Here is a 25,972-nt window from a genome sequence, read left to right on the forward strand (position 1 = left end):
CTCCTTACGATCCTTCAGCCGAGGTTGAAGGGGACGTTGGCGGGCTTCCTACCTTTTTTAGGCGATTTTCGTCGCTTTCCGGAACCGAACTCCCCCAGTCCGCCACAGACACAATTAGCCCACTGTGCACAGACATCCGGTGATCAATTTATCGCCTGGGTGCTTCGGACGGTGAGGTACATCGTGTCAACAAGCCGCACTGGAGAACATTATGTCGGTACCTGCGTTCAATCAGCCTGTCGTCAATCTACCGAATGACGCCATGCGTCACGAGGCCGAGGCCAACACCACGGGCGCTGCGGCGTCGGCCGCCGGGCCAGCCGCCAAGGGGCCTAGTTTCAACGGGCCAGAGAGCAAATCTGGGCCGGTGTTTGCGGCTGCGCAGCCGATGGCACAAGGCGCCGCCGGCGTACAGGCCGATGCCGCCCGGGGGGGCAGGCCCCCGCTCCCTGGGAGCCCGCCGCCAAGGCCCTTCCCGCAGCAACCCGATCCGATCTATTCAAAGCGCAGCCATGATCAGTTGGCCCAGCAACTTCTGGATAATTTCAAGGCGTTCAACGATCCGAAAAACCCGGACTACATTACGCCGCAGGGGTTGAAAGCAAAGGCTGAAACACCCCTGACAAAGTACCCGCACAAGAATCAGGACATCCGGCTGGCCAGGGAAATCATGAAGCGTCCGGACCTGCTCAAAGCGCTTGACCGTGATGGTCGTACGGGGGGGCTGGATGCTCAGATCAGCCGTCAAAACATCTATGACGTCATCCGCTCTGACAACCCCTTGAAGTACAAGGACGATGAACAACTCGCCAAGGACATGCTGAAGAATTTCAATCAGCTCAAAGGCAGTTTCTGGAGCAAAGACATCAAGGTCGCCGATCTCAATGCCAGGGCCCAGCGCCCGTTGACAGGTAACCCTCATCGGGACCAACTCACCCACCTGGCGAGGGAGGTCTTCAACCGCTCCAACCTGCTGCAACAAATGGACAACGTCGCTAGCCCCGACTATGACGGCAGGATCAGCAAGCGTGGGTTGAAGAAGTTGTCCCATTAAACCGCCGGTATTGCACTGGGAACACACAACCGGGAAGCGCCGCGAGTCTTTCGCGGTATTTCCCGGTTCGACCAGGGTTGCCAGTCTTGCGGATGATCGCTCTGGCTGGGGCTGCACGTGTCCACTTATCGCCTGCCACTTCGCTGATCAGGAACTGTTTTCAGCGGTTTGCCACATAACGTGTATCTGACGGCCTTTATGACGCCGGCAGTTTCACTCACAGAGAGGGTGTTGACATGACTTCAACGTCGTTTGGAACTCAAACTCCCGGCCTGCCGCAATCCCTTCTTGCTCCACCTTGCGAAAACACGACGCAGAGACAACTTTTCGATGCCCAGAATCAGGCTGTGCCGGGAGGGGAAGGCACCGAAGCCCAACGGGTAAGGAATTTTTCCGGCCAGTACACCTTCAAGGCCCCGGCGGCGGATGACTTCGCCAAAGGCATGCAGTCTTACCGCGCCACTGCCGTCCCGACCACCACCATGCAGACGTCTGCGGGTACGACGAGCGGGTTGATCAATGCCATAAAAGCCTTGCTGGGCGGTTCCCGATCAGGAGCATTGTCGTCCCGAGAACCTGACTGAGGGCCGCGCCCAGGACTGATCATTGTTTACATACAGACATCGAAATTGATCGGGTGCCCCGGAACCATTGCCGGTGGTTGGCCACATACTTTGCGCTTGCTGGAAACCCACCCTTGCACTGACGGTGGTGGCAGCCGGTCTGAGTATGGATCTAGAAAAGGTGGATATGAACATGGCAATTGACGGTGGGGTACCTCTCCTGCGGCCCGATGTTACGAGCCGCCATGAAGCGATACCGGATGACGCACAACAGAAAGCTCATGCTGCTTCAAGCGAGACCACGCCGCGTGGCTGGCAGGCCGATAATCAACCTTTGCCCAGCACTATCCGCTCTTCGGGATTCCGCCGCCCGTTGCGGTGGGCCACGCCCGATGAGGTCATGCTGCATCATCAGGAGCTGAGAAACGCGCCCTCGACGCGTACCCCCAATGTGAACCCCTACACCCAATTGCCGGACCGCCAGTTAGTCAAGGCGCTGGGTGACCATTTTTCCGTGCTGGAAAATTTTCATGAAAAATGAAGGACTGAAACTGTCGTCGCTGCGGCGAATTGCCAGTGCAAAAATGACTGACACACCGGCGCTCAACAACGCCATTCTGCTGGCCAGGGCACTGGTCCAGCGCCCGCGGTTGATCGACGCGATCCTTGACGAAGAGGGGTTTATAACGCGGCAAAGCCTGGAGCGGGCGGTACAGGGTGTGTTTGGCAACAGCGACCCCAATGCCTTCAGTCCGGATCCTTTTCACGCCAAGACCAATGTCGAGTTGGTGCTGGCGTTCAGGGCCGCTTTTGATGAACTGCGTGACAGATCCCGGGACCGCACGGGCTTTTTTGAGAGTGTCGGCTACGTCCAGATCGAACGGCTTGTGTCAATCAGTAAGGATCCGGATGAAACGGACCAGAACGGTGCCGTTATCCGAGACCCTGCCACGGGGTTACCGAAAAAAATGTACAGCGAACAACTGGTGTATATGTCAAAAAACTTGGTGGACCGTCCCAGGCTTTTGAGTTCCCTGGAACGCATCCATTCTGGCTGGCGACGTATTTACGGTAGTCATTACCAGAAGGGATGGCTGAGCAACAAAGACCTTGACGGCTGGCTTGAAAACACTAGAGACCTGTAGCGCCTGGGGGCCTTACACCCGCAGTATTTTGCCGCTGATCGCCACCGCCAACAGCAGCACGGCGATCAACACAAAGGCCACGCTCAGGCTGCTGCCGTGGGCGATAAAACCAATCAGCGCGGGGCCTGCGAGAATACCGGCATATCCCAGGGTGGTAATGGCGGGCACCGCAATGTGCTCCGGCATGACCGTTTGCTTGCCCACCGCGGTGTACAGCACCGGCACGATATTCGAACAGCCGGCACCGACCAGGGCATAACCCAGCAGGGCGGTTTCCCATGCCGGGAGCAGGGTGGCCAGCAGCATGCCGGCGGTGGCCAGCAAACCACCGATCACGATCACCCGTTTGGCACCCAGGCGGCGCACAATGGCATCGCCGGTCAGGCGGCCGAGGGTCATGGTCAAGGCAAACGCCGCATAACCCAGGCCCGCGTAGGCTTCGTCGAGGCCGCGTTCGTCGCTGAGAAACACCGCGCTCCAATCGAGCACGGCACCCTCTGCCAGGAATACGATAAAACACAGGCAGCCGATAAACAGCACCACCCCATGGGGGATGGCGAAGGCCGGGCCGGAGCTTTCGCTGCCGTAGGGCAACAAGTGCGGGGCCGCCTTGAGCAAGGCGCCCAGGGTAATCACGATAACCACCAGGGTGGCCGAAAGCGGTGACAGCCCCAGGCCGAGCAGCGCACTGACACCTGCCGCCCCCACAATCCCCCCCAGGCTGAACAGCCCATGGAAGCCCGACATCATGGTTTTGCCACTGGCCCGCTCAACAATCACCGCCTGCAGGTTGACGGTGGAGTCCACCGTGCCCAGGCCTGCACCAAACAGAAACAATCCGGCCATCAGCAAGGGTATCGAGCTGACCGTGGCCAGCATCGGCAAGGCCACGCAGAGCAGCAGCGTCCCGGCGCTCAACACCCGGCGGCAGCCGAAGCGTGACGCCAGCGCGCCGGCCATTGGCATGGCAATGATCGACCCCACTCCCAGGCACAACAGCAACAGGCCCAGGGTGCCTTCGTTGAGCTGCGCGCGGGCCTTGGCATAGGGGACCAACGGTGCCCAGGCCGCGATGCCGAAGCCGGCAATAAAAAACGCGATACGGGTCGACATTTGTTCCAGGCGTCCCGGAACCACAGGCGCCTGGGGGGTGATGGCAGTCATGAATATCCTTGGTTTTGCGTTCAGCGAACGATGTCCAGCGCGACATCCTTGCACATCAGGCCCTATCGAGCGAGCCAGGTTCCCTTGCGGACCGCGAAGTTTTTACTGACAACACGGAACACTTTTACCGTTGATCACCACACAGAGGTTATCGGGCCTGCTTGAGGTGGCCTGGAGGGTGCGTAATCCCTGTGAGTAGCGTTGAACCCCAGGCTGCTTGCACAGGATTACCACCTTCCAGGCCACTTCTGCGCGTGGGTCAGTTGGGGGTTGGGAGATATGCCCTGACTTGCACTACGTCGGCGCCAGCGACCCGCACCAGGAGGGTGCCACGGGGCGTGGTTTCCTGGCCGATGTAACTCTCCACCAGCACCCGATCCGCAGCCGTGGCGTGCAGCGATAGCTTATGGGGTTTGCGCAGCAGCTTTCGAGCCTGGGCGTCCACCGGGAATGACGGCTGGCCCCGGCGCACACTGTCGCAAAACGCTACTGCCACGGCCCGTGGCGGCGGTGGTGGCGGCGAGGGCAGGTTGGCTGCGGTGAACAGCAGGTTGAGCTGCTCGGCGGTGGCGACGGCACGGGGGAAACCGGTAAAGGCCGAGGCCACCAGCAGCAGTTCAGTCAGCTCCCCAGGCGCCAGGCCTTGGGCCAGGCTGGTCTTGAAATGCACGCTCAACGGCGGGCCGACCATACCGGCGGCGACGATCGCGGCAAAGATCGCTGCTTCCTGCAAGCGCGGATCAAGGCCCGGGCGCTCGTGCAGATAGCCGTACACCACACCGACCGCCAACTCGCCCAGGGCCGGCGCGGTATGGAACAGCGCATCCAGGCGTGCGCCGCCATCCGGTACCCGCTCAATGAATGTTTTGCGGCCGGCGCGGTAAAGCGTTTCAACGGGGCTCTGCGGGGCAAGTGTCTTCATGGTGCATCCTCCAGGAAAATGAGGACGGCGTTTGCTCGACTGCGCACGGACTTCGGCCTGATGAAAACGTCCATCCAGGGACACAGGAGTGTAGGGCGCGCTGGTTTTTTTGCCATGCTCGGCGCGCTCGCTGTTGGTGTCCTACGCTGAGATCGCCCACAATCGCCAGGCGCTTTTCCCATGGCTGACCATCGGCGGATGCTGAGGTGATCTCACAATGACCCTGTTCTACGACGCTCGCGGCAATATCTACGGTGTGGCCAGCCCGGCCCTGTTGCGCAGCCGGGGCATTGCCGTGCCCGATAACGCCGCCCTGGCCGCCAGCACTCGCCAGGCGTGGACGGGGCTGGCGATAGCGTCCGAATGTGGCTGGGGGACGTCGCTGCGCCCAGCCGAGGCCAAGGCCTTTCGCTGCGACGGTTTGCTGGTCGGGCCGTTCCAGGCTGCACCGCCGTATGACCTGCTGATCGTCAATACCGACGGTTCCCTGGCCGAGCGCAGCGGCAATGGCTTGACGATCTTTGCCCAGGCCCTGACGGACGCGGGGCTGATGACCCAGGCCTGCGAGCTACGGGTACACCACGATCAACCTGATGGGGTGACGCCGCTGGTGACCGGGGTTGAACCGGCGGTCTATGGGGAGCTCCATGGGTTCTGGCTGGCACTGGGGCAGCCAGCATTCGGGCCGCAGGCAGTGGCAGCGATGGGGCCGGAAAGCGCCGAGCCTGGCCCAGTGAATGAGCTGGCTGCGATCAACCCGCAATGGACCCGCAGCCAATTTGTGCGTATCGGCAACCCCCATTGCGTGACCTTGGTCGAACACGTATCGGCCTTGCCGGACAATCGGCAGATGCACCAACCTGATCTGTTCGAGCCGTTGAAAGCGATTGCCTTCGCTCCTCCCGCAGGTGATGGCCGGCCCTGTGCGGCCGGGGTCAACCTGCAATGGGCAGCGCGAGACTCTGCCAATCGGCTGATTGCCCGGGTGTTCGAGCGCGGTGAGGGGCCCACGGCATCCTCCGGGACCAGTGCCAGCGCAGTGGCCTGTGCGGCATGGCGGGCGGGTTGGGTCGAGGCGGGAGAGGTGGCCGTGGTGATGCCGGGCGGTACGGCGCCAGTACGCTTGCACGTTCAGGCAGATGCGCTGCTGGGTGTCAGCCTGTTCGGGACCGCGATGCTTCAAGGCTGAGGTACGTGATGGCTTAACTAAGTGTCAGTTGTTTCTTTATTGTTTAGTTATTGTTTGAAGCGTCGCGTAAGGAAGTTCCTGCTGTTAGGGCTTGCTTTGTTTTGAGGATTTCTCATCTTGTAAAAGAGACTTCCATTGTGTCCGTACGAAACTTCTTTTTTATTTTCAAAGCGCCGAATTCTCGTGGATCTCGCTAATCTTTAGAGCGTTCAGGCACTTCTTTGGCCGCAGGTTTTTTGTTTGGCGGGAGGGAGTATTTCAGTCAGATAGTGGATGGCGGGTAACAACGGATGGTGAGTGCGTTTGTTTCGTCACGTTTCAACTTTATTGTTCAAGGCATGGAGACAGACTTCCAAGTACTGGCATTCAAAGGCCGCGAAGCCCTTGACCAGCCCTACTTCATCGAAGTGCAACTGGTCAGCGAAAACCCCGGCCTTGACCTAGAAGCATTGCTGCACCAGCCGGCCTATCTAGGCTTCGGTGAAATGGGCGAAGGTTTGCACGGGCAGGTGTATGCCGTCGGTCGCGATGACCCCGGGGGCCGGCTCACTCGTTATCGCCTGACCCTGGCGCCGCGCCTGGCGTGGCTGGAGCATCGGCGCGACCAGCGCATCTTTCAACAACGCAGCGTGCCGCAGATCATCGCGGCCGTGCTCGAGCACCACGGCATCCTGGCCGACGCGTATGCCTTCGAGTTGGGTCCGGTGGTCTATCCGCCCCGCACGTTCTGTGTGCAATACGCGGAAACCGACCTGCACTTCCTCCAGAGGCTGTGTGAGGAGGAGGGGATTCACTACCACTTTCGCCACAGCCCGGACGCCCATGTATTGGTGTTTGGGGATGACCAGACGGTGTTCCGTCGCCTGCCTGCACAGCGTTATCGCCCTGCCAACGGGCCGGCCGCCGAGGCACGGGTGATCCAGCGTTTCGATGTGCGCCTGGCGACGCGCAGCCGCCAGGCAGTGCGCCGTGATCACGACTTCGAGCATCCTTCACGGCGTTTGCAGGAACACGCCGGGGCTGCATCGGTGCTGCCTCTTGAGGACTACCATTACCCCGCCGGGTTTACCGGCCATGCGCGGGGTGTGCAATTGGCGCGTCGCAGCCTGGAGCGCCATCAGCGCGACCGTCACCGGGCCTTGGGCAAGAGTGATCAACCGGCGTTGTGCAGTGGTCATTTCCTGCCGTTGCACGATCACCCGCAGCCTGCCTGCAATGACTTGTGGCTGCTTACGTCGGTGCGTCACGAGGGGTATCAACCCCAGGCGCTGGAGGAGGCGATGCCCGCTGGCGACAGGTTCCAGGGCTATCGCAACCGCTTCAACGCCACGCCCTGGCGTGCGATCCACCGCCCGGCGCTCAAGCATCCCAAGCCAACCATTACCGGCAGCCAGACAGCCACTGTGACGGGCCCGGTGGGCGAGGAGGTGCATTGCGATGCCTACGGCCGGGTGAAGGTGCGTTTTCACTGGGATCGCCTGGACAAGGCCAGTGATAAAAGCAGTTGTTGGGTACGGGTGGCCTCCGGCTGGGCGGGCGACGGTTTTGGCGCGATCATGACGCCCCGGGTCGGCATGGAGGTGCTGGTGACCTTCCTGGAGGGCGACCCGGACCGGCCATTGATCAACGGTTGCCTGCCCAATGCGCGGCACATGCCGCCTTATCCACTGCCGCAACACAAGACCTGCAGCGTATTGCGCAGTCGCAGTTCCCCCGGTGGTGCGGGCGGCAACGAACTGCACCTGGAGGACCGCCTGGGTGAAGAGCTTATCTACCTGCGGGCCCAGCGGGACTGGCAGCAGCAGGTAGGGCGTGACAGCCACCTGGAAGTCGGCGGGGAGCGGCGGGAAACCATTCGCGGCCCGAGCACGGTGCGCCTGGAAAGCGCCGAACAGCGACATGTCAGTGGTGATCGCAAGGTGGTCCTGGGTGCGAGCGATCACCTCCAGGTGCAGGGCGATAGCCTGGCCTATATCGGCCAGGCCCTGGTGATCGAGGCAGGGCAACAGGTTCATCTCAAGGCGGGTGCCAGCCTGGTGATCGACGCTGGCGCGCAGTTGAGCCTCAAGGCCGGAGGCGAGCACGTACTGATCCAGGCTGGTGGGATCTTCAGCAGTCGCCCGATTACCCTGGGTGGCCAACCGGCCGTTGCGCGCTCGGCCAGCCCTGCGGGTGCGGCCGTCAGCGGTGCGGAAATTTCAGCGGCCCAGGCTGTCGTCATGAGCATGGCCCGGCAACTGGATGCGGACTTCTGCCCGGTATGTGAACGCTGCCGCGAAGGCGTGTGCGACATCCGCGGGAGGGCGGCCTGATGCTGCGTACACCGGGCCAATGGATGACCCAACAGCAGCAGGCAGGACGCCGGCTGTGTTTGATTCTTGAGGGAAACAGCAACGCCCGTCAGCCGCTGATGGCGCCTCGCAACCTGGGGCAATGTTGCAGCCTTTACGGTGGCAGTGCAGTGGCGGCACTGGCGGCTGACGGGCCGGTGATCCTGCTTGTGGAGCAGTTCGATGAGCCTGCGCTTGTGGGGTTGCTCGAGCACCCTGAGATGAACTGGGGCTGGCTGGGCAGCTTGCCCGACGCGGACCTGGGCGACGTCATCGAGCATTGGCAGGCGCGGATGCTGGTGGGGCCACCGGGCAATCAGGCCCTGTACCGTTTCCACGACAACCGCACCCTGGGGCGTGCGCTGACCAGCGTGCCGGTAGCGCAATGGCCGGCCTATCTCGGGCCACTGATCAGCGTCTGCTACTGGCACGAAGAGCAATGGTGCTGCGCCAACAACCCAGCGCCCGGAAAGTACCCGATACCCGACCCCGCTCCTTGGCTCAACATCCCCAACCCCCAGGCCTCGGCCATTTTGCAGGCGAATATCCTGCGCTACCTGCTGGCCGAACACAGCGAAAGCCTTGCGGCGTTGGTCGAGTTCCAGGATCCAGGGGGATGGCTGGCCCAGGTACTGGACGAGGCCCGCAGTTGGCAATGGTACGGCGCTCTGCAACTGGAGTTTTTGGTGGTGCGGCGTTTGGCAGAGGCAACCGGGCCCAGGGTGATTCAGTGGCAGCCGCTGAAGGGGGAGGCGCCGGAGGAACACTTCAGGCGGGTGGCTGAGCAGTGGCGCACGTTGGGGCAAGCATGAGTAACCAGGCGTGTGGAGTTCTGCTGGTGCTGGGTATGGCCTGGACATCGGGGTGTGCGGTGGTGCCCGTTGATCGCTTTACCTTGGAGGTGGATTTGCCAGCCAATTTCCGCGTTAAAAGCGCCGCTAACTACAGCCCCGCAGCAGGTGAACGTTGCACCTTGCCTTGGCGTCGAGGCAAAAGGCCCGAGCGGAAGATTTTTAGTGTTCCCTACAGCCCGGTAGCCAGCCGCGTGACCCAGGCGCTGCCCCTGACTGAAACAGTCGAGGGCTGCCCGTTGGTATTGCGCAGCGTGGAGTTTGATTTTTATGCGCGGTGGGGCGCGCGCGATACGGATGTTGGCGGAGATATTGCGGCTATCCATATTCAGGATCGTTTAGACGCGGATGGGCCGGGGAGGCCTGAGTCGGGGGTGCTGGAGTTGCAAGCACGATGCAGGTGGTTCTTTCGCACAGTGGGGCCGGTGCATGCGATCAGGAAAATCCTCATGTGCAGATCAGTGGACGCAAATGGGCTTTCAAGTAAAGCGTCGGCAGGCGGCGCTGTGCAACGAGATCGACTGGCGGGGCAAAAACTCAGGCTGGTGTTGAACCTGTCTGACGAAGAGCTACCTGCCTTTGACGATAACTGGGTAGCTGTTCCAAACGGCTGGAGGCGGTGCCAGGGTGAGAGTTTCGAAGATATGTTCGCGTACTGCCGGGGCAATACGACCGACTTCAAACCTATAAAAATGCCTGATGGACGTATCTGTGATGTTTATCCAACGTGTAACTAACAGGGAGTGAAGTCATGGAGTTGGAGGCATGGAAGCAGGAGTTTTTCAGTGACAAGATGCCGGCGTGCCCACGGCGAGGGCACTGGGTGAGTTTTTGTTTGATCGATGAAACCGGCAATGGCAAGAATTATGGGGGGCTGCCGTACTCGTTCCATGACAGTGCCGGGCAACAATACAGCGGTAGATTGAATGGAGAGGGCTTCGCCAAAATAACGGATTTTTATTGTGGTCCTGTGGTGCTTACGTTGGATGAGCCCTATGCCGGGACAGAAGCACCGTATCACCGACTGGCGACGCGCCTGACTTACAAACTACCCATCACCGAACTTCAGGTTCGCGCCGAACGAAGCGAGTTTTCTACCGGGGATGGCCAGCGTCTTGAGGGCAACCCAGCAAGGCGACAAGCCGATCGGTTCTACCAGGTCGAAGTGCGCGATCTGGTTCGCCATGTTGCCCACCTGCCACCGCTGGCGCCACGGTCTCACGGCCCCCAGCCACATGCCCTGAAAATGATGGCCGACCTTGGGTTTGGCCCACCCCAGCCCGAGTTGTCGGGCGTGGTGCTGTTCCCCAACCAGCACACGGCGCTGGAAGTCCGACCCCTGCGGGCACTGCGCCCGATGCTGTCGAGGGACGACGAATTCTGTGCCTTGAACCTGTACCAACTGGCATTGATGGCGACCTTGAGTTACTGCCGTTTTGGCCAGGAGCCGGCCACTCACCCGCAAGATGAAGTCCATTTTCCTCTGGACCCCAGCATCGGCCATCTATTTGCTGAAAAACTCGCGGGGTATCAGCAGGCCTGGAGGGTCGATGCCGAGCAAGTCCGGCGTTTTTACCCGCTGTATGAGGATGTCCCATACTCGCGGCGTTTCGAGATCCTGCCCTTCGACCCTCAGTTGTATCCGCAGAACAGTCCGCAGCTGGAGGCGAGGCAGGAGCATCCGGCACGCCTGCATTTTTTCGATGACGAAGAGCAGGGTACGGATACCCAGGCCTTTATCAGCCATCACGATGAAGTGGTGCTGATTGCGGTGCGGGGCACGGCCAGTGCGGCGGATGGCCTGCGTGACGCGAATGCCCACCAGGTACCTTTCGCGGACGGCATCGGTAAGGTCCATGAAGGCTTTTACCAGGCGTACCGTGCCTTGCGTGACTTTGTATTGCGCTATCTGGATCAGTTCTACAGCGGCCAACGCATCGTGATTTGTGGCCACAGCCTGGGTGGGGCCATCGCTTTGTTGCTGGCCGAGGGACTGCGCCGGGTCAAGGATGCCGGCTACAACGTGCTGCTGTACACCTACGGTGCCCCGCGCGCCGCCGATGCTGAATTCACAGGGGGAGCGGCTGCCCTGGTTCACCATCGTATCGTCAACCACAATGATCCGGTCCCCAGCGTGCCGGCGACCTGGATGAACACCACGGCCAAGCTATGGGTGCCGGGCGCCGTGACCTTATTCGGCGCGCCCGCGCCGGGAGGCCTGTTGTTTGCTGCGGGGCTGGTGCGGCTCGGTGGACAGCCCTATCGGCATCACGGCGAGCTGCAACACTTCATGCCGATCATCCTGGCGGACGGCACACAGTCCTCGGTGCTGTGGCAGCCCGGTTGTGCGTCGGTGCAGGAGGCGGCGTGTAATCGCGCTTTGCGTTTGCACGGCGATATGCCCGAGCGTGACAACCTGCTCAAGCAACTGTTCCAGGCCAGCCAGCACTTCATGGTTGCTAGCTACGTGCCGGCGGCGTGGGCCACGTTACGCCGCTGGCAACAGACACTGGAGAACAGCGGCTCCCTGGTGACGGCACGGGAATACGCATTGATCGACCACGCGCTGAGCACCCTGCGCCGACAACTGCAGGACAAGCAGCTCGAGCTGCACCGTCGCAGCCCGGCGAATGGACGCGGCCATGAGCATTACGATGCCTTGACCGCTGAAATCGATCGATTGCAAACCAGTCGCCAGCGCCTGGAAAGCCTGCGCTGGCGCCGCGTGGAAGGGCGCGATGTATACGGCAGTCACGCTTCATCCTCAAACCTGCAACCCAGCCTGGCTCGTTGGTTCAGCCACCCGGAAAACCATGAGTTGCCCCAGGTGGCAAGCATCCCGCCGGCCTTCGAGGGCGATCGGGACAAGGGCCAGACACTGGACCTGGACTCGATCGTTTAGCCTCGCGGGTTACAAAAATGTCACCTGCGCTGGCTGGCGTTTCATCAACACTTTGCCGTTGCGGATCGAATACAGCGCCAGGCCCTGGCTGCGAATGACTTCATAGTCGCTGTTTGCCGACAGGATCAGCAGGTTCGCCGGTCGCCCGGGCTCCAGGCCGTAGCGGTCGCCCAGGGCCATGGCTTTGGCGCTGTTGTCGGTGACCAGGTCCAAGGCCCTTTGCAGGTTGCTGTAGCCGAGCATATGGCAGATATGCAGCCCGGCCTCGAGCACCCGCAGGATATTGCCGTTGCCCAGTGGGTACCAGGGATCGACGATGGAGTCCTGGCCAAAGCAGACGTTCATGCCGGCCTCCAACAGTTCGTTGACCCGGGTCACACCCCGGCGTTTCGGGAAGTTGTCGAAGCGGCCTTGCAGGTGAATGCTTTCGGTGGGGCAGGAAACAAAACTGATGCCCGAGTGGCCCAGCAGGCGGAACAGCTTGGCGCAGTAGGCATTGTCGTAGGAGCCCATGGCTGTGGTGTGGCTGGCGGTGACCCGGCTGCCCATATCGCGACTGCGGGCTTCTTCGGCCAGCACTTCGAGGAAGCGCGAGTGCGGGTCGTCGGTTTCATCGCAATGCACGTCGACCAGGCAGCCGGTGCGTTCGGCCAGGTCCATAAGGAACTTGACCGAGCTGACCCCTTGGTCGCGGGTGTACTCGAAATGGGGAATGCCGCCCACCACATCGGCGCCCAGGCGAATGGCTTCTTCCATCAGTTCGCGGCCATTGCGGTAGGACTCGATGCCTTCCTGGGGAAACGCCACGATCTGCAGGTCGATCAGGTGGCCGCTCTCCTGGCGGACTTCGAGCATGGCCTTGAGTGCGGTCAAGTCCGGGTCGGTGACGTCCACGTGGGTGCGCACATGCTGGATACCATGGGCCGCCAGGGCCTGGATGGTCTGCTTGGCGCGGGTCTTGGTGTCCTCCTGGGTGATGGTGGCCTTGCGCTCGCCCCAGCATTCGATCCCTTCAAACAGCGTCCCGCTCATATTCCAGCGCGGCTCGCCGGCGGTGAGGGTGGCGTCGAGGTGGATATGCGGCTCGACAAATGGCGGTACCACCAGGTTGCCAGCGGCGTCCAAGTCGTCTGGCCCCAGGGTCGGCGCGGCGGTTTGTGGGGTAATGCTGGCGATCCGGCCATGTTCCAGGTGCAGATCATGCAGGCCTTCACGGTTGCGCAGGCGGGCGTTGATGATATGCATGGGCAAGTTCCTCTTGGGCAAAAAGCAATCAGGCAGACAGCCGCCAGATCATCAGCGCGACGCCGATGTCCAGACGGTCATTGGGGTTGTCCAGCGACAGCCCGCACAGGGCCTCGATGCGCTGGACGCGATGGGTCAGGGTGTTGCGGTGGACCGCCAACCGCAGGGCAGCAGCCACAAGGTTACCATTGTCCAGGAACCACGCTTGCAGGGTCGGCATCAGGCTCGGGCCGTGACGTTGATCATGGCGCAGCAGGGGCCCCAGGCGTTCCTGGAGAAACTGGTCGAGCAACCCGCGATCGCGCACCGCGCTCAGTAGCTTCAGCACCCCGAGTTCATCGTAGACACAGATACCGGCATGTTCACCAAAGCGCCGGGCGACCGCCAGCGCCTGGCGCGCTTCATCCAGGGCCTGGGCCAGGCCGGCTGGCGGATGTTTTGCCGCGCTCAAGCCGATGCACAGCTTCAGCGGGGCCAGGCGCAGGTTCAGGGGCTTGAGCCAGTTTGCCAGGCGTTGCCGGTTGTCACCGGCGGGCAGCAGCAAGGTCCACTGCCCAGCCCTGCCGAGCACGGGCAGACGCGAAGGATGCTCGGCGGCGAACTGGCGCAATCGGCGAGTAATGCCATCGTGCTGGCGGGCCAACTGAGCTTCGGCGTCCGCGGCCACGGTTTGCGCAAATAGCGCCTCGCCACCGTCCAGTTGCAACTGCACCACCTGCCAATCCCCGTCCAGCGGCATGCCCAGCTGGCTGGCGCGATGCAGCAGCAGGTCGAGGGACTGATAGTCGCCCGCCAACAGGCGCTCCAGCACCTCATGCCGTGAGCGTCCGAGTTGCTCGGCCTCGATCAGCGCGGAGCCGATGGCCTGGGTCACCAGGACCATCTTCAGGGAGTAAGGCTGTTCGATCAGCGGCATGCCGACGGCGTCGGCAGCTTCCAGCAGTCCAGGGGGGATTGCCTGGATGTAAGCCGGCCCGGTCAGGATCACCAGGCCAGCGACTTGCCGCGCGCAGGCTTCGTCGAGCAAGCGCAAAAGGTTGGCCTCGTCACGGGGATGGTTGATGCCGGTGACGAACACCAGTTCGCCGCCCAGCACCCACTCGGCAATACCGCTGTTCTCGGCTACATAAGGCCAGCGCACGCCATTATCCAGGCCTGCGCTACCCGCCCGCAGGCTCATGCACTCCAGCCCCGGCAGGGCCAGTACATCCGCCACCGTCAGGCTCATGCCTGGGCGTCAGCCGATGGCACCCGCACCCGCAGGACGGCGGTGAGCGCGATGTAGGTAGCGGCCGCAGCGATAATCCCCACCAGTGGCGCGACCCACGGCGAGCTGAAGGCCAGCACCGTACCCACGGCATAGGCAATCAGCCCCGGCCAATTGAAGGCCGGCAATCGCACATCTGCCAGCCGTGGATGGTGGCCGCGGTAGCGATAGAAAAAGTCGGCCATGATCACCCCGCCAATCGGTGGGATCACTGTGCCCAGCAAAATCAGGTAGGGCACCAGCATGTCGTACATGCCCAGCAAGGCAAGCAGGGTGCCTATCACCGCGCCGACCAGGGTCACGGTCTTGCGGCGCCTGGTGCGCAGCAGGTTGCAGCCGGCGACGGCAAAGTTGTAGATGGTGTTGTCCTGGGTACTCCAGATATTGAGCAGCAGCATGGCCATCGCCGCCATGGCGAAACCTTGCAGCAGCAACACCTCCACCACATCCGGTTGCTGATAGACGATGGCGCCGTAGGCACCGATCAGCACCATCAGGCCGTTGCCGACAAAAAAGCCGATCAGGCTGGCCAGCACCGCCACCTTGGCCGAGCGGGAAAAGCGCGTCCAGTTGGTGGCCTGGGTGGCACCGCTGACAAAGGTGCCAAACACCAGGGTAATGGCCGTGGACAAATCCAACTCACTGCTGGGCACCACGGCGAGCAAACCTTCCAGCCCGCCGACTTTTACCGTGGCCACCCACATCGACAGCAACAACAGCAGGCCCATGGTCGGGACTGCAATGTAAGAGAGAATTTCCAGCCCCCGATAGCCCACGTAGGCCGTGGCGCAGAACGCCAGGCCGAACAACACCATCAGTGCCAGTACGCTGCCTTGGCTCAACTCGAAATACTTGCCCAGCACCACGGCCGCCGTGGCGGTGCCCCAGGCGTACCAGCCAATCTGGGTGAAACCCAGGATCAGGTCACTCAACTTGCTGCCCACTTCGCCAAAGCAGAAACGCCCCATCAGCACCGAGTTCAAGCCGCTCTTGAAGGCGATGTACCCCAGGCCTGCGGCGTAGATACCCAACAGCAGGTTACCCAGGGCCACGACCCCGAGCATCTGGGTAAAACTGAAGGCCACCCCCAGCTTGCCGCCAGCAAACATGGTCGCGGTAAAAAAGGTGAAGCCCAGCAACACCATGGCCGTGGAGCCAAGGCCCTTGCGTGCATGCATGGGCACTTCGCTGAGAGGGTAATCGTTGCCCGGTTCGTTCTGCGTCATGTGCCGTTCCCCTGTGAGTGACGCAGGGCCTGTTGCAGCGCCCGTGCCAACTGTCGGGCAGTGATGGGTGCACGGTGAGCACTGTGCAGGTTGCACAATATTTGGGGGTGGGTAGGGCAGGGAGGCGGAATGGCTTGTGGGTTGTGCCCAGCCCGGCACTAAAGTGGTGCGGCGGTGATACAAATGGGATCACCGGTCCAGGGTGTCAGTCGAACAGGGTCTGGGTGATTTCCCCACGGTGAAAGGCGAAGGCTGCTTCAAGATCACTTTCGATGGTGCGGCCGCGTGACAGGGGCGGCAGGTTGTCGAGGCTGAAGAAGCCGACGTCGGTGGTTTCAAAGCCTGCCACGGGGGCGGCCTGGTCGGTGCGTTCGCAAAGGAAGTACAACTTGTAGAAGTCGCGTACGTCAGGCCGATACAGGCCCTTGGCTTTGTGGGTCACGCTGTACAGCGCCCGTGCGGTAACGCTCAACCCGGCCTCTTCGCGAAGTTCCTTGATGATGTTTTCCGCAGCGGATAACCCGATATCGGCGTAGCCACCCGGCAATGCCCAGCAGCCATCCGTTGCTTCGCGCACCAGTAGGATCCGGTCGCCTTCAATCAGCGCGCCACGTACATCAATCATCGGCGTTGAATAACGCTGGGCGAAGTCCGAAACCAGGCCGGTAATGCGCTCCAGAGGCACTTGCCCCAATTGCGCGAGCATGCTGTGGGCAATATGGGCGATCTCTTCCAGGCGTTCGCGCTCGAAGTCATCCGTGCAAAAGTGCAGCCCGGTAGAGGCCAGTGCCTGCAAACGCTTGGCCTGTGCCAGCCAGGTGGATTCCATGGTGTGGTTCCTTGGTTTGCTTCAAAACCTGGTTTTATTCGCTGCTATCGTCGAGGGCAAGCCAGGGATGGAGCAATCCATGGCGAGGGAGGTGTCCCCTCGGTTTTGTAGAGGTGCTTTATTCACCGCGATAAATACAGCCACTGGTGCAGGTCTCATGGATACGAATGGCGCTGAGTTCCGGCAACAACGGCTTCAGCTCATTCCAGATCCACTTGGCCAGTACTTCGCTGGTAGGGTTTTCCAGGCCGGGGATGTCGTTGAGGTAGTTGTGGTCGAGGCGCTCATAGAGCGGCTTGAAAATCGCCTTGATCTCCGAGAAATCACGGATCCAGCCGGTATGCGGATCGAGGTCGCCGCTCAGGTGGATGGCCACCTTGAAGGAGTGGCCGTGCAGGCGCCCGCATTTGTGGCCTTCGGGGACGTGGGGCAGGCGGTGGGCGGACTCGAATGTAAACTCTTTGAAAATTTCCACGGTATGACCTGTAAGGCAGGAGTTTCTAGGGCTGTGTGCGATTGTCAGTGTGGGGTGAGCGCTTTATGGGCCCAGGTGACCGACTTGGCGCGCATTCTAACCTGTTTTATCGGGCAACCAGGCGGAGTGCGTAAAGCGCTGTTACTCCTGGGACCATAACGTTGTACTGACCTTGACCCCATCCCCACACGGCAATGAGCGCTGCGACCCTCGGCGCTCCAGTTCGGCATACGCACGGGCACACTGCACCTGGCTTTGGGCGGCGGCGTTATCAATGCTGATATTGCCGGTGGTTTCAGACACCAGGTTGCCGTTTTTCTCCAACCGGATCAGTGGCCGTTCGGGCTGCACTTCAAAGCGACTTTTCGTCGGTTCGGTGCTCAGTGCCAGGTCGGTGGGGGCTGCCGGCAACTGATCTTCGGTGACGCCATAGCGCGTGAGAAGCGAAAGGTTGGGCAAGTCCTGCGCGCTTGCCTGGGCTGCTGCCAGAAGCAGGAACATGCCAAGGCTGTACATTTTTTTGCGATTAGAATGCATGGTTGTATCTTTCCAAAGTTGTTTCCTGGTGGGCTGGATTGAAGAACAACTTATTATTATCGCAACCACGTTTAGGGCAGGGTGTATCCAGCCAGAAAGAAGAGCCGTGGCGGTTGCCGAACTGCGTACCTGGTTCATAAACCTTGAACGAGGAAGGGCTGAAACTGGTGTTACTGCAACCAGTAATCAGGGCGGTAGTGACGAGGCCCAGGAACTTTATGGGTTTCATAAGGGGGAGGTCCGCGTTGAATTTATCAGTGTTTTACAGGGTTGCCCGCAAGCCAGGCAGCTCATTCCAGGGCTAGGCTTCTTCGCTCTCGAACTCCAGCAAGTCGCCTGGCTGGCAATCCAGGGCGATACACAGCTTGTTCAGGGTTTCGAGTTTAACGCCTTTGATCTTTCCGTTTTTCAATAGCGATAGATTGGCTTCGGTAATCCCAATGGCATCTGCCAGTTGGTTGGAGCGAATCTTCTTCTTCGCCATCATGACGTCCAATCGAATGATGATTGTCATGGGTTAGATGATGCTTTTGTTTTCATCGTCGATAACTTTTGATTCGGCCACTGTTAATGAGAATGCACACAGAAAGATGCCTTGTATGATCGCATACATAGCGCCGGATGATACACCCACGGTAAGGGTGAACGTACGCTCGCCGGGCGCTACGCCAATTTGCGGAAAAATAAGGCCTGGTGGCTCAGAGCGCAATCAAGCGCTCACCCAGCTGGCCACTATCGGCCAGTTCAAGGAACTCATCGCCCAGCCGCTGGCTTTCACTCATCGCGGTTTGCCAGTACTGGTTGCGTCGCGCGTCATCCCCCATAAAGCGCTTGAAGTCGCTGCGATCCGGCAATTTTCCGTGGGGCAGGCGGGCCAGGTAGTCCCGTGAGGGGGCCACCAGCAACACATCCTGCAGACCCTGTGGGCTACTGCGCCGCCACGGCAGACTCTTGTCGAACCAGCCGGGGATGACTCGATCAGTGAAGTGCGGGTACAGCACAATGTCATCGCCGTGGTAGGGCAGGTCGAGGTGGTAGTCCAGCAGGCCACCATCGCGATAGGTGCCGGCACCGGCGCCCGGCAAGTCGCGTACGCCTTGCATCACCATGGGGATCGAGCCGGACGCCAGCAGGGCCTGGCGCAGGTTGCCCGGTTCCAGGGCGAGAAAGCGCGAAGGGAAATCCGTGAGCGGGTGCAGTGGCGGCGCCTGGCGCGGGTCGTGGATGATCAGCCGTTCAAAATGCCGGGACAGCCGCGCACGGCCGCGCAGGTTATCGGCGATCACCGAGGACAGGCCCAGGCCCAGGCGCCCTCGGTGATCGTCGGCCAACAGGCCATGGCTTTTGACCACGACTATATTCAGGCGATAGTGCGGGTTATCCAATAGCGACGCATCGCGCCCGGCCAGCAGGTCGTCGAGCATGCGCTGGCAACTCTGGCTGACCTCGGCCATGGTCACGCCCTTGGCAAAGCGTTGCTCGTTATACAGGCGCCCGAGGTCGAGCAGGCCCTGTACCGGATCCGGCAGGCAGGCACTGGCAAAGCGCCAGGAACCGATCGACGCGCCGATCAGCGCACGCTCGCGGGGGGCACGCGCCAGCCAGTCACCGAACAGCGCCAAGTCCAGACCCTGAATGCCCAGGGCCTTGGGACCACCGGCCGCGCCGGGCAGAATCCCCACATCGGCAGGCTGGAGGCCTTGTTCGCGAATGCGTGCAAAAGCGCGTTGGCCAGCCTTGAGCGTCAGGGCGGGGAACTTGATGTGAATGGCCGTCATACCGATCTCTGTGCAGGCGAGCCGGGCAGTATAGGAAATATTCCCCGGAGCCTGGCAAGGTGTTGTGGGACAATTGCCATGGTGGCAATTCAGTTTCAGTTAAGTTGCGACCCGTACTGTGGGGGCCGTAGGCAAAACATCCTGAAATGGAGAACGATCATGAAAACCCTCACAATTATCACCGCCAGTATCATCGCCCTCACCAGCGGCCTGGCCCAGGCGCGGGACCTGGGGCCGGATGAAGCGCTGAAATTGCGTGACGCTGGTACCATCCAGTCTTTCGAGAAGCTCAATGCCGCCGCCCTGGCCAAGCACCCAGGTGGCACGGTGCATGAAACCGAGCTGGAGCAGGAATACGGCAAGTATATTTACCAGGTTGACCTGCGCGATGCCCAGGGCGTCGAGTGGGATGTGGAATTGGACGCTGTCACCGGGCAAGTCCTCAAGGATCATCAGGATACGTAATGAAGGTAAATCTACGCACCGGCAGTCGACTGGCGCTGGTGCTCCTGGCCTTTTGCTCGGTGGTGGCTGCCCGGGACCTCAACCAGGATGAAGCCCTGGAATTGCGTCAGCAAGGGGTGATCCTGTCCCTGGAGCAACTGCTGCTGCAGGCCATGGCCCGGCATCCCGGTGCCAGGTTGCTGGAGGCTGAGCTTGAGAGCAAACACGGCAGTTACGTCTATGAGGTGGAGCTGGTGACCACCGATGGCGTGGTCCGGGAAATCAAACTGGACGCGACCACCGGCGCGCTGCTTGAAGACGAGGAAGATGACTGATGCGCCTGCTTCTGGTGGAAGACCACGTACCGTTGGCTGATGAACTGATGGCCGGGCTGAAAGCCCAGGGCTATGCCGTGGATTGGCTGGCGGACGGTCGCGATGCGGTGTATCAGGGGCGCAGCGAGCCGTATGACCTGATCATCCTCGATCTGGGCCTGCCTGGCTTGCCGGGGCTTGAGGTGCTGAGCCAGTGGCGCGCCGCCGCGCTGGCGACCCCGGTGTTGATCCTCACCGCCCGCGATTCCTGGGCCGAGCGCATCGCAGGGCTCAAGGCCGGGGCCGACGATTACCTGAGCAAGCCGTTCCACCCCGAGGAGTTGTACCTGCGCATCCAGGCCTTGCTGCGCCGTTCCCATGGCCAGGCCAATCAGCCGACCTTGCAGGCGGCGGGCTTGCACCTGGATGAAGGCCGTCAGTGCGTGATGCGCGACGGTGCCGAGGTGCAACTGACCGCTGCCGAGTTTCGCCTGCTGCGCTACTTCATGCTGCATCCCGAACAAATCCTTTCCAAAAGCCATCTGGCCGAGCACCTGTATGACGGCGAGACCGAGCGCGACTCCAATGTCCTCGAGGTCCACGTCAACCATCTGCGGCGCAAGCTCGGGCGCAGCGTGATTGAAACCCGGCGTGGCCAGGGTTATCGCTTTGGCGCCAGCCCCGCGTGAGGTCGATCCAGCGGCGGCTGAGCCTGGGGCTGATCAGCGTGATGGTGATCGTCGGCCTGGTGCTGGCGCAGACCAGCCTGTGGCTGTTCGAAGTGGGTCTGCAGCGCTACCTGGAAGCGGGTCTGCGCAACGACAGCGAAAACCTGCTGGTGGCCCTGGTGCGTGGGCCCGGCGGCGTGCAACTGGATGAACAGCGCTTGTCACCGGCCTATCAACGGCCGTTTTCCGGGCATTATTTCCGTATCGACTTCAGCGACAACCACTGGCGCTCCCGTTCATTGTGGGACCAGGAACTGCCGCAACTGCCCCAGGCCGGCCTGAAGGGCAACCTGCAATTGGGCCCGGAAGGCCAGCAACTGCTGGTCCTGCGATCGGACTACAAGCGTTTTGGCCAGTCGATTTCCATCAGCGTGGCTCAAGACTACACGCCCGTGCGGGAAAGTTTTCGCCTGATGCGCCAGGTCGGCCTGGTCCTCGGGCTGGCGGCGCTGCTGCTGATCCTGATCCTGCAACGGGTCACCGTACGCCGGGCCCTGCGCCCGCTGGAAACTGCGCGCGAGCAGATTGCACAGCTGCAACAAGGCCAGCGCTCGCAACTGGATACCCAGGTGCCGGTGGAGCTGGAGCCGCTGGTGGCGCAGATCAACCACCTGTTGGCCCATACCGAAGACAGCCTCAAACGCTCGCGCAACGCCCTGGGTAACCTCGGCCATGCCTTGAAGACCCCGCTGGCGGTATTGTTGAGCGTGGCTTCCAGCGAGCAGCTCAAGGACCAGCCACAATTGGCCAAGTTGTTGCGCGAGCAGTTGCAGCAGGTGCAGCAACGGCTCAACCGCGAACTCAACCGCGCGCGTCTGGCCGGTGAAACCCTGCCCGGCGCGCTGTTCGACTGCGACAGCGAACTGCCGGGCTTGCTGGCGACCCTGAACATGATCCACGGCGAACACCTGGAGTTGAGCTACCAGGTTCGCCCCGGCTTGCAACTGCCCTGGGACCGCGAAGACTTGCTGGAGCTCTTGGGCAACCTGCTGGACAACGCCTGCAAATGGGCGGATGCCGAAGTGCGTTTGAGCATTGAGCAGACCCCGGAGTGTTTTCAACTGATCGTCGAAGATGACGGCCCGGGTATTCCCGAGGCCCAGCGCGACCAGGTTTTCAGTCGTGGCACCCGCCTGGATGAACAGACCGATGGCCATGGCCTGGGGCTGGGCATCGTGCGGGACATTGTCGATGTATGGGCCGGTACATTGCGGTTGCAAGAGAGCCCACTGGGCGGGCTCAAAGTGTTGATCGAACTGCCCCGGCGCCACACCTGACCGGCGGTTACGGGTGCCGATTTGCAACAAGACTTTTCTTACAGAACCTGGCTCGCGTAAATTCGCTTATAACAGCCACCACGCAGGCCGTGTGGAACAGGTTAAAGGCACCAGGATTTTCTCTGTTTCGCGCGCGGCAGCTACCATAGGGCTCGTCAGCCGGTCACGCGGCTGCTCGGTACCTAATAAGAAGGATAAAAGGTGAATCTATGCAAATGACCAAACGCTTGAGCCTGTTTGCTGCTGCCGCAGCCCTTGTCGCCAGTTCCTCGGCACTCGCCGCCCCAACCTTTATCAACGTCCTGACCGGTGGCACCAGCGGCGTGTACTACCCGATTGGGGTGGCGTTGTCACAGCTGTACAGCAACGGTATAGACGGATCGAAGACCTCGGTGCAGGCCACCAAGGCGTCGGTGGAAAACCTCAACCTGCTGCAAGCCGGTCGCGGCGAGCTGGCCTTTGCCCTCGGTGACTCGGTCGCCGATGCCTGGAATGGCGTGCAAGACGCCGGCTTCAAGGCTCCCTTGAAAAAACTGCGGGCGATTGCCGGCACCTACCCCAACTACATCCAGATCGTCGCCAGCAAGGAGTCTGGCATCACCACCCTGGAAGATCTGAAAAACAAGCGTATCTCCGTCGGCGCGCCGAAATCCGGTACCGAGCTGAACGCCCGCGCCATCTTCAAGGCTGCTGGCCTGAGCTATGAAGACATGGGCAAGGTCGAGTTTCTGCCGTACGCCGAGTCGGTCGAGTTAATCAAGAACCGCCAGTTGGATGCCACCCTGCAGTCCTCGGGCCTGGGCATGGCGGCGATCCGCGACCTGGCCGCGACCCTGCCGATAACCTTCGTTGCCATCCCGGCGGATATCACGGCGAAGATCGATAACGCTGCCTACCAGGGCGCGGTGATCCCGGCGGGCACTTATGACGGTCAGGACAGCGATGTAGCGACTGTGGCCATCACCAACATCCTGGTCAGCCATGACGGCGTGACCGATGAGGTGGCCTACCAGATGACCAAGCTCATGTTCGACAACCTCGATCGTCTGGGTAACGCCCACTCGGCGGCCAAAGATATCAAGTTGCAGGGCGCGGCCAAGGGCCTGCCTATCCCACTGCATCCGGGCGCCGAGCGTTTCTACAAGGAAGCGGGCGCACTGTAAGGCCCAGGTGGGTGCGGTGCGCAGTGCCAAGCGCTGCGCGCTATGCCAGAGCGGTGAATAGCCTGGCGCGCACAACGCGCCAGGCTTGTTGGCATGTCGATGTTGTAACGTGGGAGTGACCTGCATGAGTGAGCACGATCAAGGCCTTGCCGCCAGTCCCAGGGATTGGCCGCGAGCGCTGTTCTACGTCGCGCTGTTGTTTTCCGTCTTCCAAATCATTACCGCGGCCTTTCATCCGGTCTCCAGCCAGATTCTGCGGGCCGTGCATGTGGGCTTTCTGTTGCTGGTGGTGTTTCTGTGTTTCCCGGCGCGTGGCAATGCTCAGCCCTGGCAGCCGATGGCCTGGCTGCTGGGGCTGGCCGGAATGGCCACGGCGTTCTACCAGTGGTATTTCGAAGCCGACTTGATTCAACGCTCTGGCGACCTGACCGATAGCGATATGGTCATCGGTCTGGTGCTGATTGTGCTGGTGTTTGAGGCGGCGCGGCGGGTGATGGGGATTGCCCTGCCGTTGATCTGTGCGCTGTTCCTGGCCTACGGCCTGTTCGGCCAGTACCTGCCGGGCGATCTGATGCACCGCGGCTATGCCATCGACCAGATCGTCAACCAACTGGCCTTTGGCACCGAGGGGCTGTATGGCACGCCGACCTATGTATCGGCCACGTACATCTTCCTGTTTATCCTGTTCGGTGCGTTCCTTGAACAGGCCGGAATGATCAAGCTGTTCACCGATTTCGCCATGGGCCTGTTCGGCCACAAACTCGGTGGCCCGGCCAAGGTTTCCGTGGTGTCGTCGGCGCTGATGGGCACCATCACCGGTTCGGGGGTGGCCAACGTGGTCACCACCGGCCAATTCACCATCCCGTTGATGAAGCGCTTCGGCTACAAGTCGGCGTTTGCCGGTGGCGTGGAAGCGACCTCGTCGATGGGCAGCCAGATCATGCCGCCGATCATGGGCGCAGTGGCCTTTATCATGGCCGAGACGATCAACGTGCCGTTCTTCGAGGTGGCCAAGGCCGCGTTGATTCCGGCCATGCTGTACTTCGGCTCGGTATTCTGGATGGTTCACCTGGAAGCCAAGCGCTCCAACCTGCGTGGCCTGCCCAAGGACGAATGCCCGAACCCCTGGGCCGCGGTGAAGCAGCGCTGGTATCTGTTGATTCCGCTGTTTGTGCTGATCTACCTGCTGTTCTCCGGGCGCACGCCGCTGTTCTCCGGCATGGTCGGCCTGGCCCTGACGTCCATTGTGATTCTCGGCTCGGCGATCATCCTGCGGGTCTCGTCCAAGGTGATGCGTTTTGTCTTCTGGATCGTCCTGGGTCTGCTTTGCGCGGGCTTCTTCCGGCTCGGTATCGGCATGGTGTTCGGGGTGGTGGCGCTGCTGGTGGCGGTGTGCTGGTTTATCAAAGGCGGCCGCGACACCCTGACCATCTGCCTGCATGCGCTGGTAGAGGGCGCACGGCACGCGGTGCCGGTGGGGATTGCCTGCGCCCTGGTGGGGGTGATTATCGGTGTCGTGTCGCTGACCGGGGTGGCGTCCACCTTTGCCGGTTACATCCTTGCCATTGGCCAGGACAGCCTGTTCCTGTCGCTGGTGCTCACCATGCTCACTTGCCTGGTGCTGGGCATGGGGATCCCGACCATTCCCAACTACATCATCACCAGTTCGATCGCTGCACCGGCACTGCTGGACCTCGGCGTACCGCTGATTGTCTCGCATATGTTCGTGTTCTATTTCGGCATCATGGCCGACCTCACACCGCCGGTGGCATTGGCCTGTTTCGCGGCGGCACCGATTGCCAGGGAGAGCGGCCTGAAGATCAGCTTGTGGGCGGTACGCATCGCGGTGGCGGGGTTCGTTGTGCCGTTTATGGCGGTGTACGAGCCGGCGCTGATGCTGCAGGGCGATAGCCTGCTGGCCACACTGTATGTGGTGGCCAAAGCGATGCTGGCCATTGGTATCTGGGGCGCGGTATTTACCGGCTACTTGCAAGCCAGGCTGAGTTGGTGGGAGCGCCTGTTGGGCTTCTTCGCCGGTGGTAGCCTGATTCTGGCGACGCCGTTAAGCGATGAAATCGGCTTCGTCATGGTGGGCCTGTTGATCGCACAGCACTGCTGGCGTGCCCATCGTGCCCAGGCGGCCACTGCGTGATCGGTCTGTGTCTGGGCTTGGCGGGCGCGGTATGGGCACAAGTGCCTACGCCTGTGTTTACCCTGGCCTGGACGCATACGATTGAGAAAGTGCGCTGGGAAGAGGACTACCGTGTAACGCCTGAGGGCCTGGTGTTGGGCGAGGCGCGGGTCAAGGGTTCCGGGGCCGGTATGGAGATCCCGCACGGCGCCGAACTGCGTGATGGCAGTTGGCATTACCAGCGTCAGTTGCCGCCCTTGCAGCCCCTGCGCCTGGGCCGCACCCCCGAGGCCGGGGATTATCAACTGTGTTTCAACCAGCAGTGCCAGTGGCTGAGTGCCTGGCTCGGCCCGCCCCAGGCGAGCCAGCCGGCGGTAGAGCTGTGGGGGTGTGAGCTGGAGGTTGCGTCCAGCCCCCGGCCCCGCACCTTTTAACCGC

The 25,972-nt window shown here is 61.4% G+C and carries 26 protein-coding genes; 16 read left to right on the top strand and 10 right to left on the bottom strand.

What is annotated here, in order from left to right; genetic code table 11:
• Positions 1 to 211: 211 nt before the first annotated feature.
• From JFT44_RS28740 to JFT44_RS17460, 4 genes are all read left to right on the top strand, one after another.
• Complete coding sequence (locus JFT44_RS28740) at positions 212 to 1,054, top strand: hypothetical protein (protein ID WP_225923797.1); 843 nt, start codon at positions 212 to 214, stop codon at positions 1,052 to 1,054.
• A gap of 347 nt (positions 1,055 to 1,401) precedes the next feature.
• Positions 1,402 to 1,638 (top strand): hypothetical protein, encoded by a 237-nt coding sequence (locus JFT44_RS17450; protein WP_198830963.1) that lies wholly within the window; start codon positions 1,402 to 1,404, stop codon positions 1,636 to 1,638.
• 145 nt (positions 1,639 to 1,783) lie between these two features.
• Positions 1,784 to 2,158, top strand: a complete 375-nt coding sequence (locus JFT44_RS17455) for a hypothetical protein (RefSeq protein ID WP_152987925.1) — start codon at positions 1,784 to 1,786, stop codon at positions 2,156 to 2,158.
• Positions 2,148 to 2,762, top strand: coding sequence for a hypothetical protein (locus JFT44_RS17460; RefSeq protein ID WP_057438498.1), 615 nt, complete (start codon positions 2,148 to 2,150; stop codon positions 2,760 to 2,762). Before JFT44_RS17455 ends, JFT44_RS17460 begins: the two co-directional genes overlap by 11 nt.
• A 12-nt stretch (positions 2,763 to 2,774) precedes the next feature.
• On the opposite strand, the gene JFT44_RS17465 is transcribed toward JFT44_RS17460, so the two are convergent.
• Positions 2,775 to 3,926, bottom strand: a complete 1,152-nt coding sequence (locus JFT44_RS17465) for an MFS transporter (protein ID WP_057959079.1) — start codon at positions 3,924 to 3,926, stop codon at positions 2,775 to 2,777.
• A 259-nt stretch (positions 3,927 to 4,185) separates the two neighbouring features.
• The gene (locus tag JFT44_RS17470; protein WP_057959080.1) at positions 4,186 to 4,848 is read right to left on the bottom strand and encodes a carboxymuconolactone decarboxylase family protein; all 663 of its coding nucleotides are present in this window, start codon (positions 4,846 to 4,848) and stop codon (positions 4,186 to 4,188) included.
• Between the two features lie 217 nt (positions 4,849 to 5,065).
• On the opposite strand from JFT44_RS17470, the gene JFT44_RS17475 reads away from it, so the two are divergent.
• From JFT44_RS17475 to JFT44_RS17495, 5 genes are all read left to right on the top strand, one after another.
• Entirely contained in the window at positions 5,066 to 6,037 is a 972-nt protein-coding gene (locus JFT44_RS17475) for a diaminopimelate epimerase (RefSeq protein WP_120733559.1), read from the top strand.
• Positions 6,038 to 6,327: 290 nt separating this feature from the next.
• Positions 6,328 to 8,349 (top strand): type VI secretion system tip protein VgrG, encoded by a 2,022-nt coding sequence (locus tag JFT44_RS17480; protein WP_198830964.1) that lies wholly within the window; start codon positions 6,328 to 6,330, stop codon positions 8,347 to 8,349.
• A complete protein-coding gene (locus JFT44_RS17485; RefSeq protein WP_057438502.1) occupies positions 8,349 to 9,179 on the top strand; it encodes a DUF4123 domain-containing protein in 831 nt (276 codons plus the stop codon). The genes JFT44_RS17480 and JFT44_RS17485 overlap by 1 nt, the downstream gene beginning before the upstream one ends.
• On the top strand, positions 9,176 to 9,955 hold the full coding sequence (locus JFT44_RS17490) for a hypothetical protein (RefSeq protein ID WP_169990059.1): 780 nt from the start codon (positions 9,176 to 9,178) through the stop codon (positions 9,953 to 9,955). The genes JFT44_RS17485 and JFT44_RS17490 overlap by 4 nt, the downstream gene beginning before the upstream one ends.
• 14 nt (positions 9,956 to 9,969) lie before the next feature.
• The gene (locus JFT44_RS17495; RefSeq protein WP_198818332.1) at positions 9,970 to 12,120 is read left to right on the top strand and encodes a lipase family protein; all 2,151 of its coding nucleotides are present in this window, start codon (positions 9,970 to 9,972) and stop codon (positions 12,118 to 12,120) included.
• Positions 12,121 to 12,129: 9 nt separating this feature from the next.
• Here the strand turns inward: JFT44_RS17495 and codA are convergent, their stop codons facing one another.
• The 8 genes from codA to JFT44_RS17535 form a co-directional block, all read right to left on the bottom strand.
• A complete protein-coding gene (gene codA / locus JFT44_RS17500; RefSeq protein ID WP_057438504.1) occupies positions 12,130 to 13,365 on the bottom strand; it encodes a cytosine deaminase in 1,236 nt (411 codons plus the stop codon).
• Between the two features lie 28 nt (positions 13,366 to 13,393).
• Positions 13,394 to 14,593: a PucR family transcriptional regulator gene (locus JFT44_RS17505; protein ID WP_120733554.1), complete on the bottom strand. Its 1,200-nt coding sequence runs from the start codon at positions 14,591 to 14,593 to the stop codon at positions 13,394 to 13,396.
• Positions 14,590 to 15,858, bottom strand: a complete 1,269-nt coding sequence (codB, locus tag JFT44_RS17510; protein ID WP_198830965.1) for a cytosine permease — start codon at positions 15,856 to 15,858, stop codon at positions 14,590 to 14,592. Before codB ends, JFT44_RS17505 begins: the two co-directional genes overlap by 4 nt.
• Before the next feature lie 205 nt (positions 15,859 to 16,063).
• Positions 16,064 to 16,687 carry an NUDIX hydrolase gene (locus tag JFT44_RS17515; protein WP_057959087.1) on the bottom strand — a complete coding sequence of 208 codons (624 nt, stop codon included), beginning with the start codon at positions 16,685 to 16,687 and terminating at the stop codon, positions 16,064 to 16,066.
• 118 nt (positions 16,688 to 16,805) lie between these two features.
• Positions 16,806 to 17,162, bottom strand: a complete 357-nt coding sequence (queD, locus tag JFT44_RS17520; protein WP_003190259.1) for a 6-carboxytetrahydropterin synthase QueD — start codon at positions 17,160 to 17,162, stop codon at positions 16,806 to 16,808.
• A 141-nt stretch (positions 17,163 to 17,303) separates the two neighbouring features.
• Positions 17,304 to 17,699 carry a hypothetical protein gene (locus tag JFT44_RS17525; RefSeq protein ID WP_057438507.1) on the bottom strand — a complete coding sequence of 132 codons (396 nt, stop codon included), beginning with the start codon at positions 17,697 to 17,699 and terminating at the stop codon, positions 17,304 to 17,306.
• A 301-nt stretch (positions 17,700 to 18,000) separates the two neighbouring features.
• Entirely contained in the window at positions 18,001 to 18,213 is a 213-nt protein-coding gene (locus JFT44_RS17530; RefSeq protein ID WP_057439475.1) for a helix-turn-helix transcriptional regulator, read from the bottom strand.
• A 184-nt stretch (positions 18,214 to 18,397) separates the two neighbouring features.
• The gene (locus tag JFT44_RS17535) at positions 18,398 to 19,477 is read right to left on the bottom strand and encodes a patatin-like phospholipase family protein (RefSeq protein WP_198830966.1); all 1,080 of its coding nucleotides are present in this window, start codon (positions 19,475 to 19,477) and stop codon (positions 18,398 to 18,400) included.
• A gap of 159 nt (positions 19,478 to 19,636) precedes the next feature.
• Here JFT44_RS17535 and JFT44_RS17540 point away from each other — a divergent pair, with 159 nt between their 5' ends.
• The 7 genes from JFT44_RS17540 (at position 19,637) to JFT44_RS17570 (ending at position 25,968) form a co-directional block, all read left to right on the top strand.
• Positions 19,637 to 19,942: a PepSY domain-containing protein gene (locus JFT44_RS17540; RefSeq protein WP_057439473.1), complete on the top strand. Its 306-nt coding sequence runs from the start codon at positions 19,637 to 19,639 to the stop codon at positions 19,940 to 19,942.
• Positions 19,942 to 20,256 (top strand): PepSY domain-containing protein, encoded by a 315-nt coding sequence (locus JFT44_RS17545; protein ID WP_057959090.1) that lies wholly within the window; start codon positions 19,942 to 19,944, stop codon positions 20,254 to 20,256. Before JFT44_RS17540 ends, JFT44_RS17545 begins: the two co-directional genes overlap by 1 nt.
• On the top strand, positions 20,256 to 20,924 hold the full coding sequence (locus JFT44_RS17550; RefSeq protein WP_057959091.1) for a response regulator transcription factor: 669 nt from the start codon (positions 20,256 to 20,258) through the stop codon (positions 20,922 to 20,924). Before JFT44_RS17545 ends, JFT44_RS17550 begins: the two co-directional genes overlap by 1 nt.
• A complete protein-coding gene (locus tag JFT44_RS17555; RefSeq protein ID WP_169990061.1) occupies positions 20,921 to 22,240 on the top strand; it encodes a sensor histidine kinase in 1,320 nt (439 codons plus the stop codon). Before JFT44_RS17550 ends, JFT44_RS17555 begins: the two co-directional genes overlap by 4 nt.
• A gap of 209 nt (positions 22,241 to 22,449) precedes the next feature.
• Complete coding sequence (locus tag JFT44_RS17560; RefSeq protein ID WP_057439471.1) at positions 22,450 to 23,403, top strand: TAXI family TRAP transporter solute-binding subunit; 954 nt, start codon at positions 22,450 to 22,452, stop codon at positions 23,401 to 23,403.
• A gap of 124 nt (positions 23,404 to 23,527) precedes the next feature.
• The gene (locus tag JFT44_RS17565; RefSeq protein WP_169990062.1) at positions 23,528 to 25,555 is read left to right on the top strand and encodes a TRAP transporter permease; all 2,028 of its coding nucleotides are present in this window, start codon (positions 23,528 to 23,530) and stop codon (positions 25,553 to 25,555) included.
• Complete coding sequence (locus JFT44_RS17570; RefSeq protein ID WP_169961218.1) at positions 25,552 to 25,968, top strand: DUF1850 domain-containing protein; 417 nt, start codon at positions 25,552 to 25,554, stop codon at positions 25,966 to 25,968. The genes JFT44_RS17565 and JFT44_RS17570 overlap by 4 nt, the downstream gene beginning before the upstream one ends.
• The last annotated feature ends 4 nt before the right edge of the window (positions 25,969 to 25,972 follow it).

The sequence above is a fragment of the Pseudomonas sp. MF5691 genome (assembly GCF_016405645.1).
GTDB classification, from domain to species: Bacteria; Pseudomonadota; Gammaproteobacteria; order Pseudomonadales; family Pseudomonadaceae; genus Aquipseudomonas; species Aquipseudomonas shahriarae.

Bases quoted from the DNA above. Each gene is read 5' to 3' on its own strand.
- JFT44_RS17490 (WP_169990059.1), top strand. From the start codon at position 9,176: ATGAGTAACCAGGCGTGTGGAGTTCTGCTGGTGCTGGGTATGGCCTGG.
- JFT44_RS17565 (WP_169990062.1), top strand. From the start codon at position 23,528: ATGAGTGAGCACGATCAAGGCCTTGCCGCCAGTCCCAGGGATTGGCCG.
- JFT44_RS17480 (WP_198830964.1), top strand. From the start codon at position 6,328: ATGGTGAGTGCGTTTGTTTCGTCACGTTTCAACTTTATTGTTCAAGGC.
- JFT44_RS17525 (WP_057438507.1), bottom strand. From the start codon at position 17,699: ATGCATTCTAATCGCAAAAAAATGTACAGCCTTGGCATGTTCCTGCTT.
- JFT44_RS17515 (WP_057959087.1), bottom strand. From the start codon at position 16,687: ATGGAATCCACCTGGCTGGCACAGGCCAAGCGTTTGCAGGCACTGGCC.
- JFT44_RS17470 (WP_057959080.1), bottom strand. From the start codon at position 4,848: ATGAAGACACTTGCCCCGCAGAGCCCCGTTGAAACGCTTTACCGCGCC.
- JFT44_RS17530 (WP_057439475.1), bottom strand. From the start codon at position 18,213: ATGACAATCATCATTCGATTGGACGTCATGATGGCGAAGAAGAAGATT.
- JFT44_RS28740 (WP_225923797.1), top strand. From the start codon at position 212: ATGTCGGTACCTGCGTTCAATCAGCCTGTCGTCAATCTACCGAATGAC.
- JFT44_RS17505 (WP_120733554.1), bottom strand. From the start codon at position 14,593: ATGAGCCTGACGGTGGCGGATGTACTGGCCCTGCCGGGGCTGGAGTGC.
- JFT44_RS17545 (WP_057959090.1), top strand. From the start codon at position 19,942: ATGAAGGTAAATCTACGCACCGGCAGTCGACTGGCGCTGGTGCTCCTG.
- JFT44_RS17495 (WP_198818332.1), top strand. From the start codon at position 9,970: ATGGAGTTGGAGGCATGGAAGCAGGAGTTTTTCAGTGACAAGATGCCG.
- JFT44_RS17560 (WP_057439471.1), top strand. From the start codon at position 22,450: ATGCAAATGACCAAACGCTTGAGCCTGTTTGCTGCTGCCGCAGCCCTT.
- JFT44_RS17465 (WP_057959079.1), bottom strand. From the start codon at position 3,926: ATGACTGCCATCACCCCCCAGGCGCCTGTGGTTCCGGGACGCCTGGAA.
- codA (WP_057438504.1), bottom strand. From the start codon at position 13,365: ATGCATATCATCAACGCCCGCCTGCGCAACCGTGAAGGCCTGCATGAT.
- JFT44_RS17460 (WP_057438498.1), top strand. From the start codon at position 2,148: ATGAAAAATGAAGGACTGAAACTGTCGTCGCTGCGGCGAATTGCCAGT.
- JFT44_RS17540 (WP_057439473.1), top strand. From the start codon at position 19,637: ATGAAAACCCTCACAATTATCACCGCCAGTATCATCGCCCTCACCAGC.
- JFT44_RS17455 (WP_152987925.1), top strand. From the start codon at position 1,784: ATGGATCTAGAAAAGGTGGATATGAACATGGCAATTGACGGTGGGGTA.
- JFT44_RS17550 (WP_057959091.1), top strand. From the start codon at position 20,256: ATGCGCCTGCTTCTGGTGGAAGACCACGTACCGTTGGCTGATGAACTG.
- JFT44_RS17485 (WP_057438502.1), top strand. From the start codon at position 8,349: ATGCTGCGTACACCGGGCCAATGGATGACCCAACAGCAGCAGGCAGGA.
- codB (WP_198830965.1), bottom strand. From the start codon at position 15,858: ATGACGCAGAACGAACCGGGCAACGATTACCCTCTCAGCGAAGTGCCC.
- JFT44_RS17475 (WP_120733559.1), top strand. From the start codon at position 5,066: ATGACCCTGTTCTACGACGCTCGCGGCAATATCTACGGTGTGGCCAGC.
- JFT44_RS17535 (WP_198830966.1), bottom strand. From the start codon at position 19,477: ATGACGGCCATTCACATCAAGTTCCCCGCCCTGACGCTCAAGGCTGGC.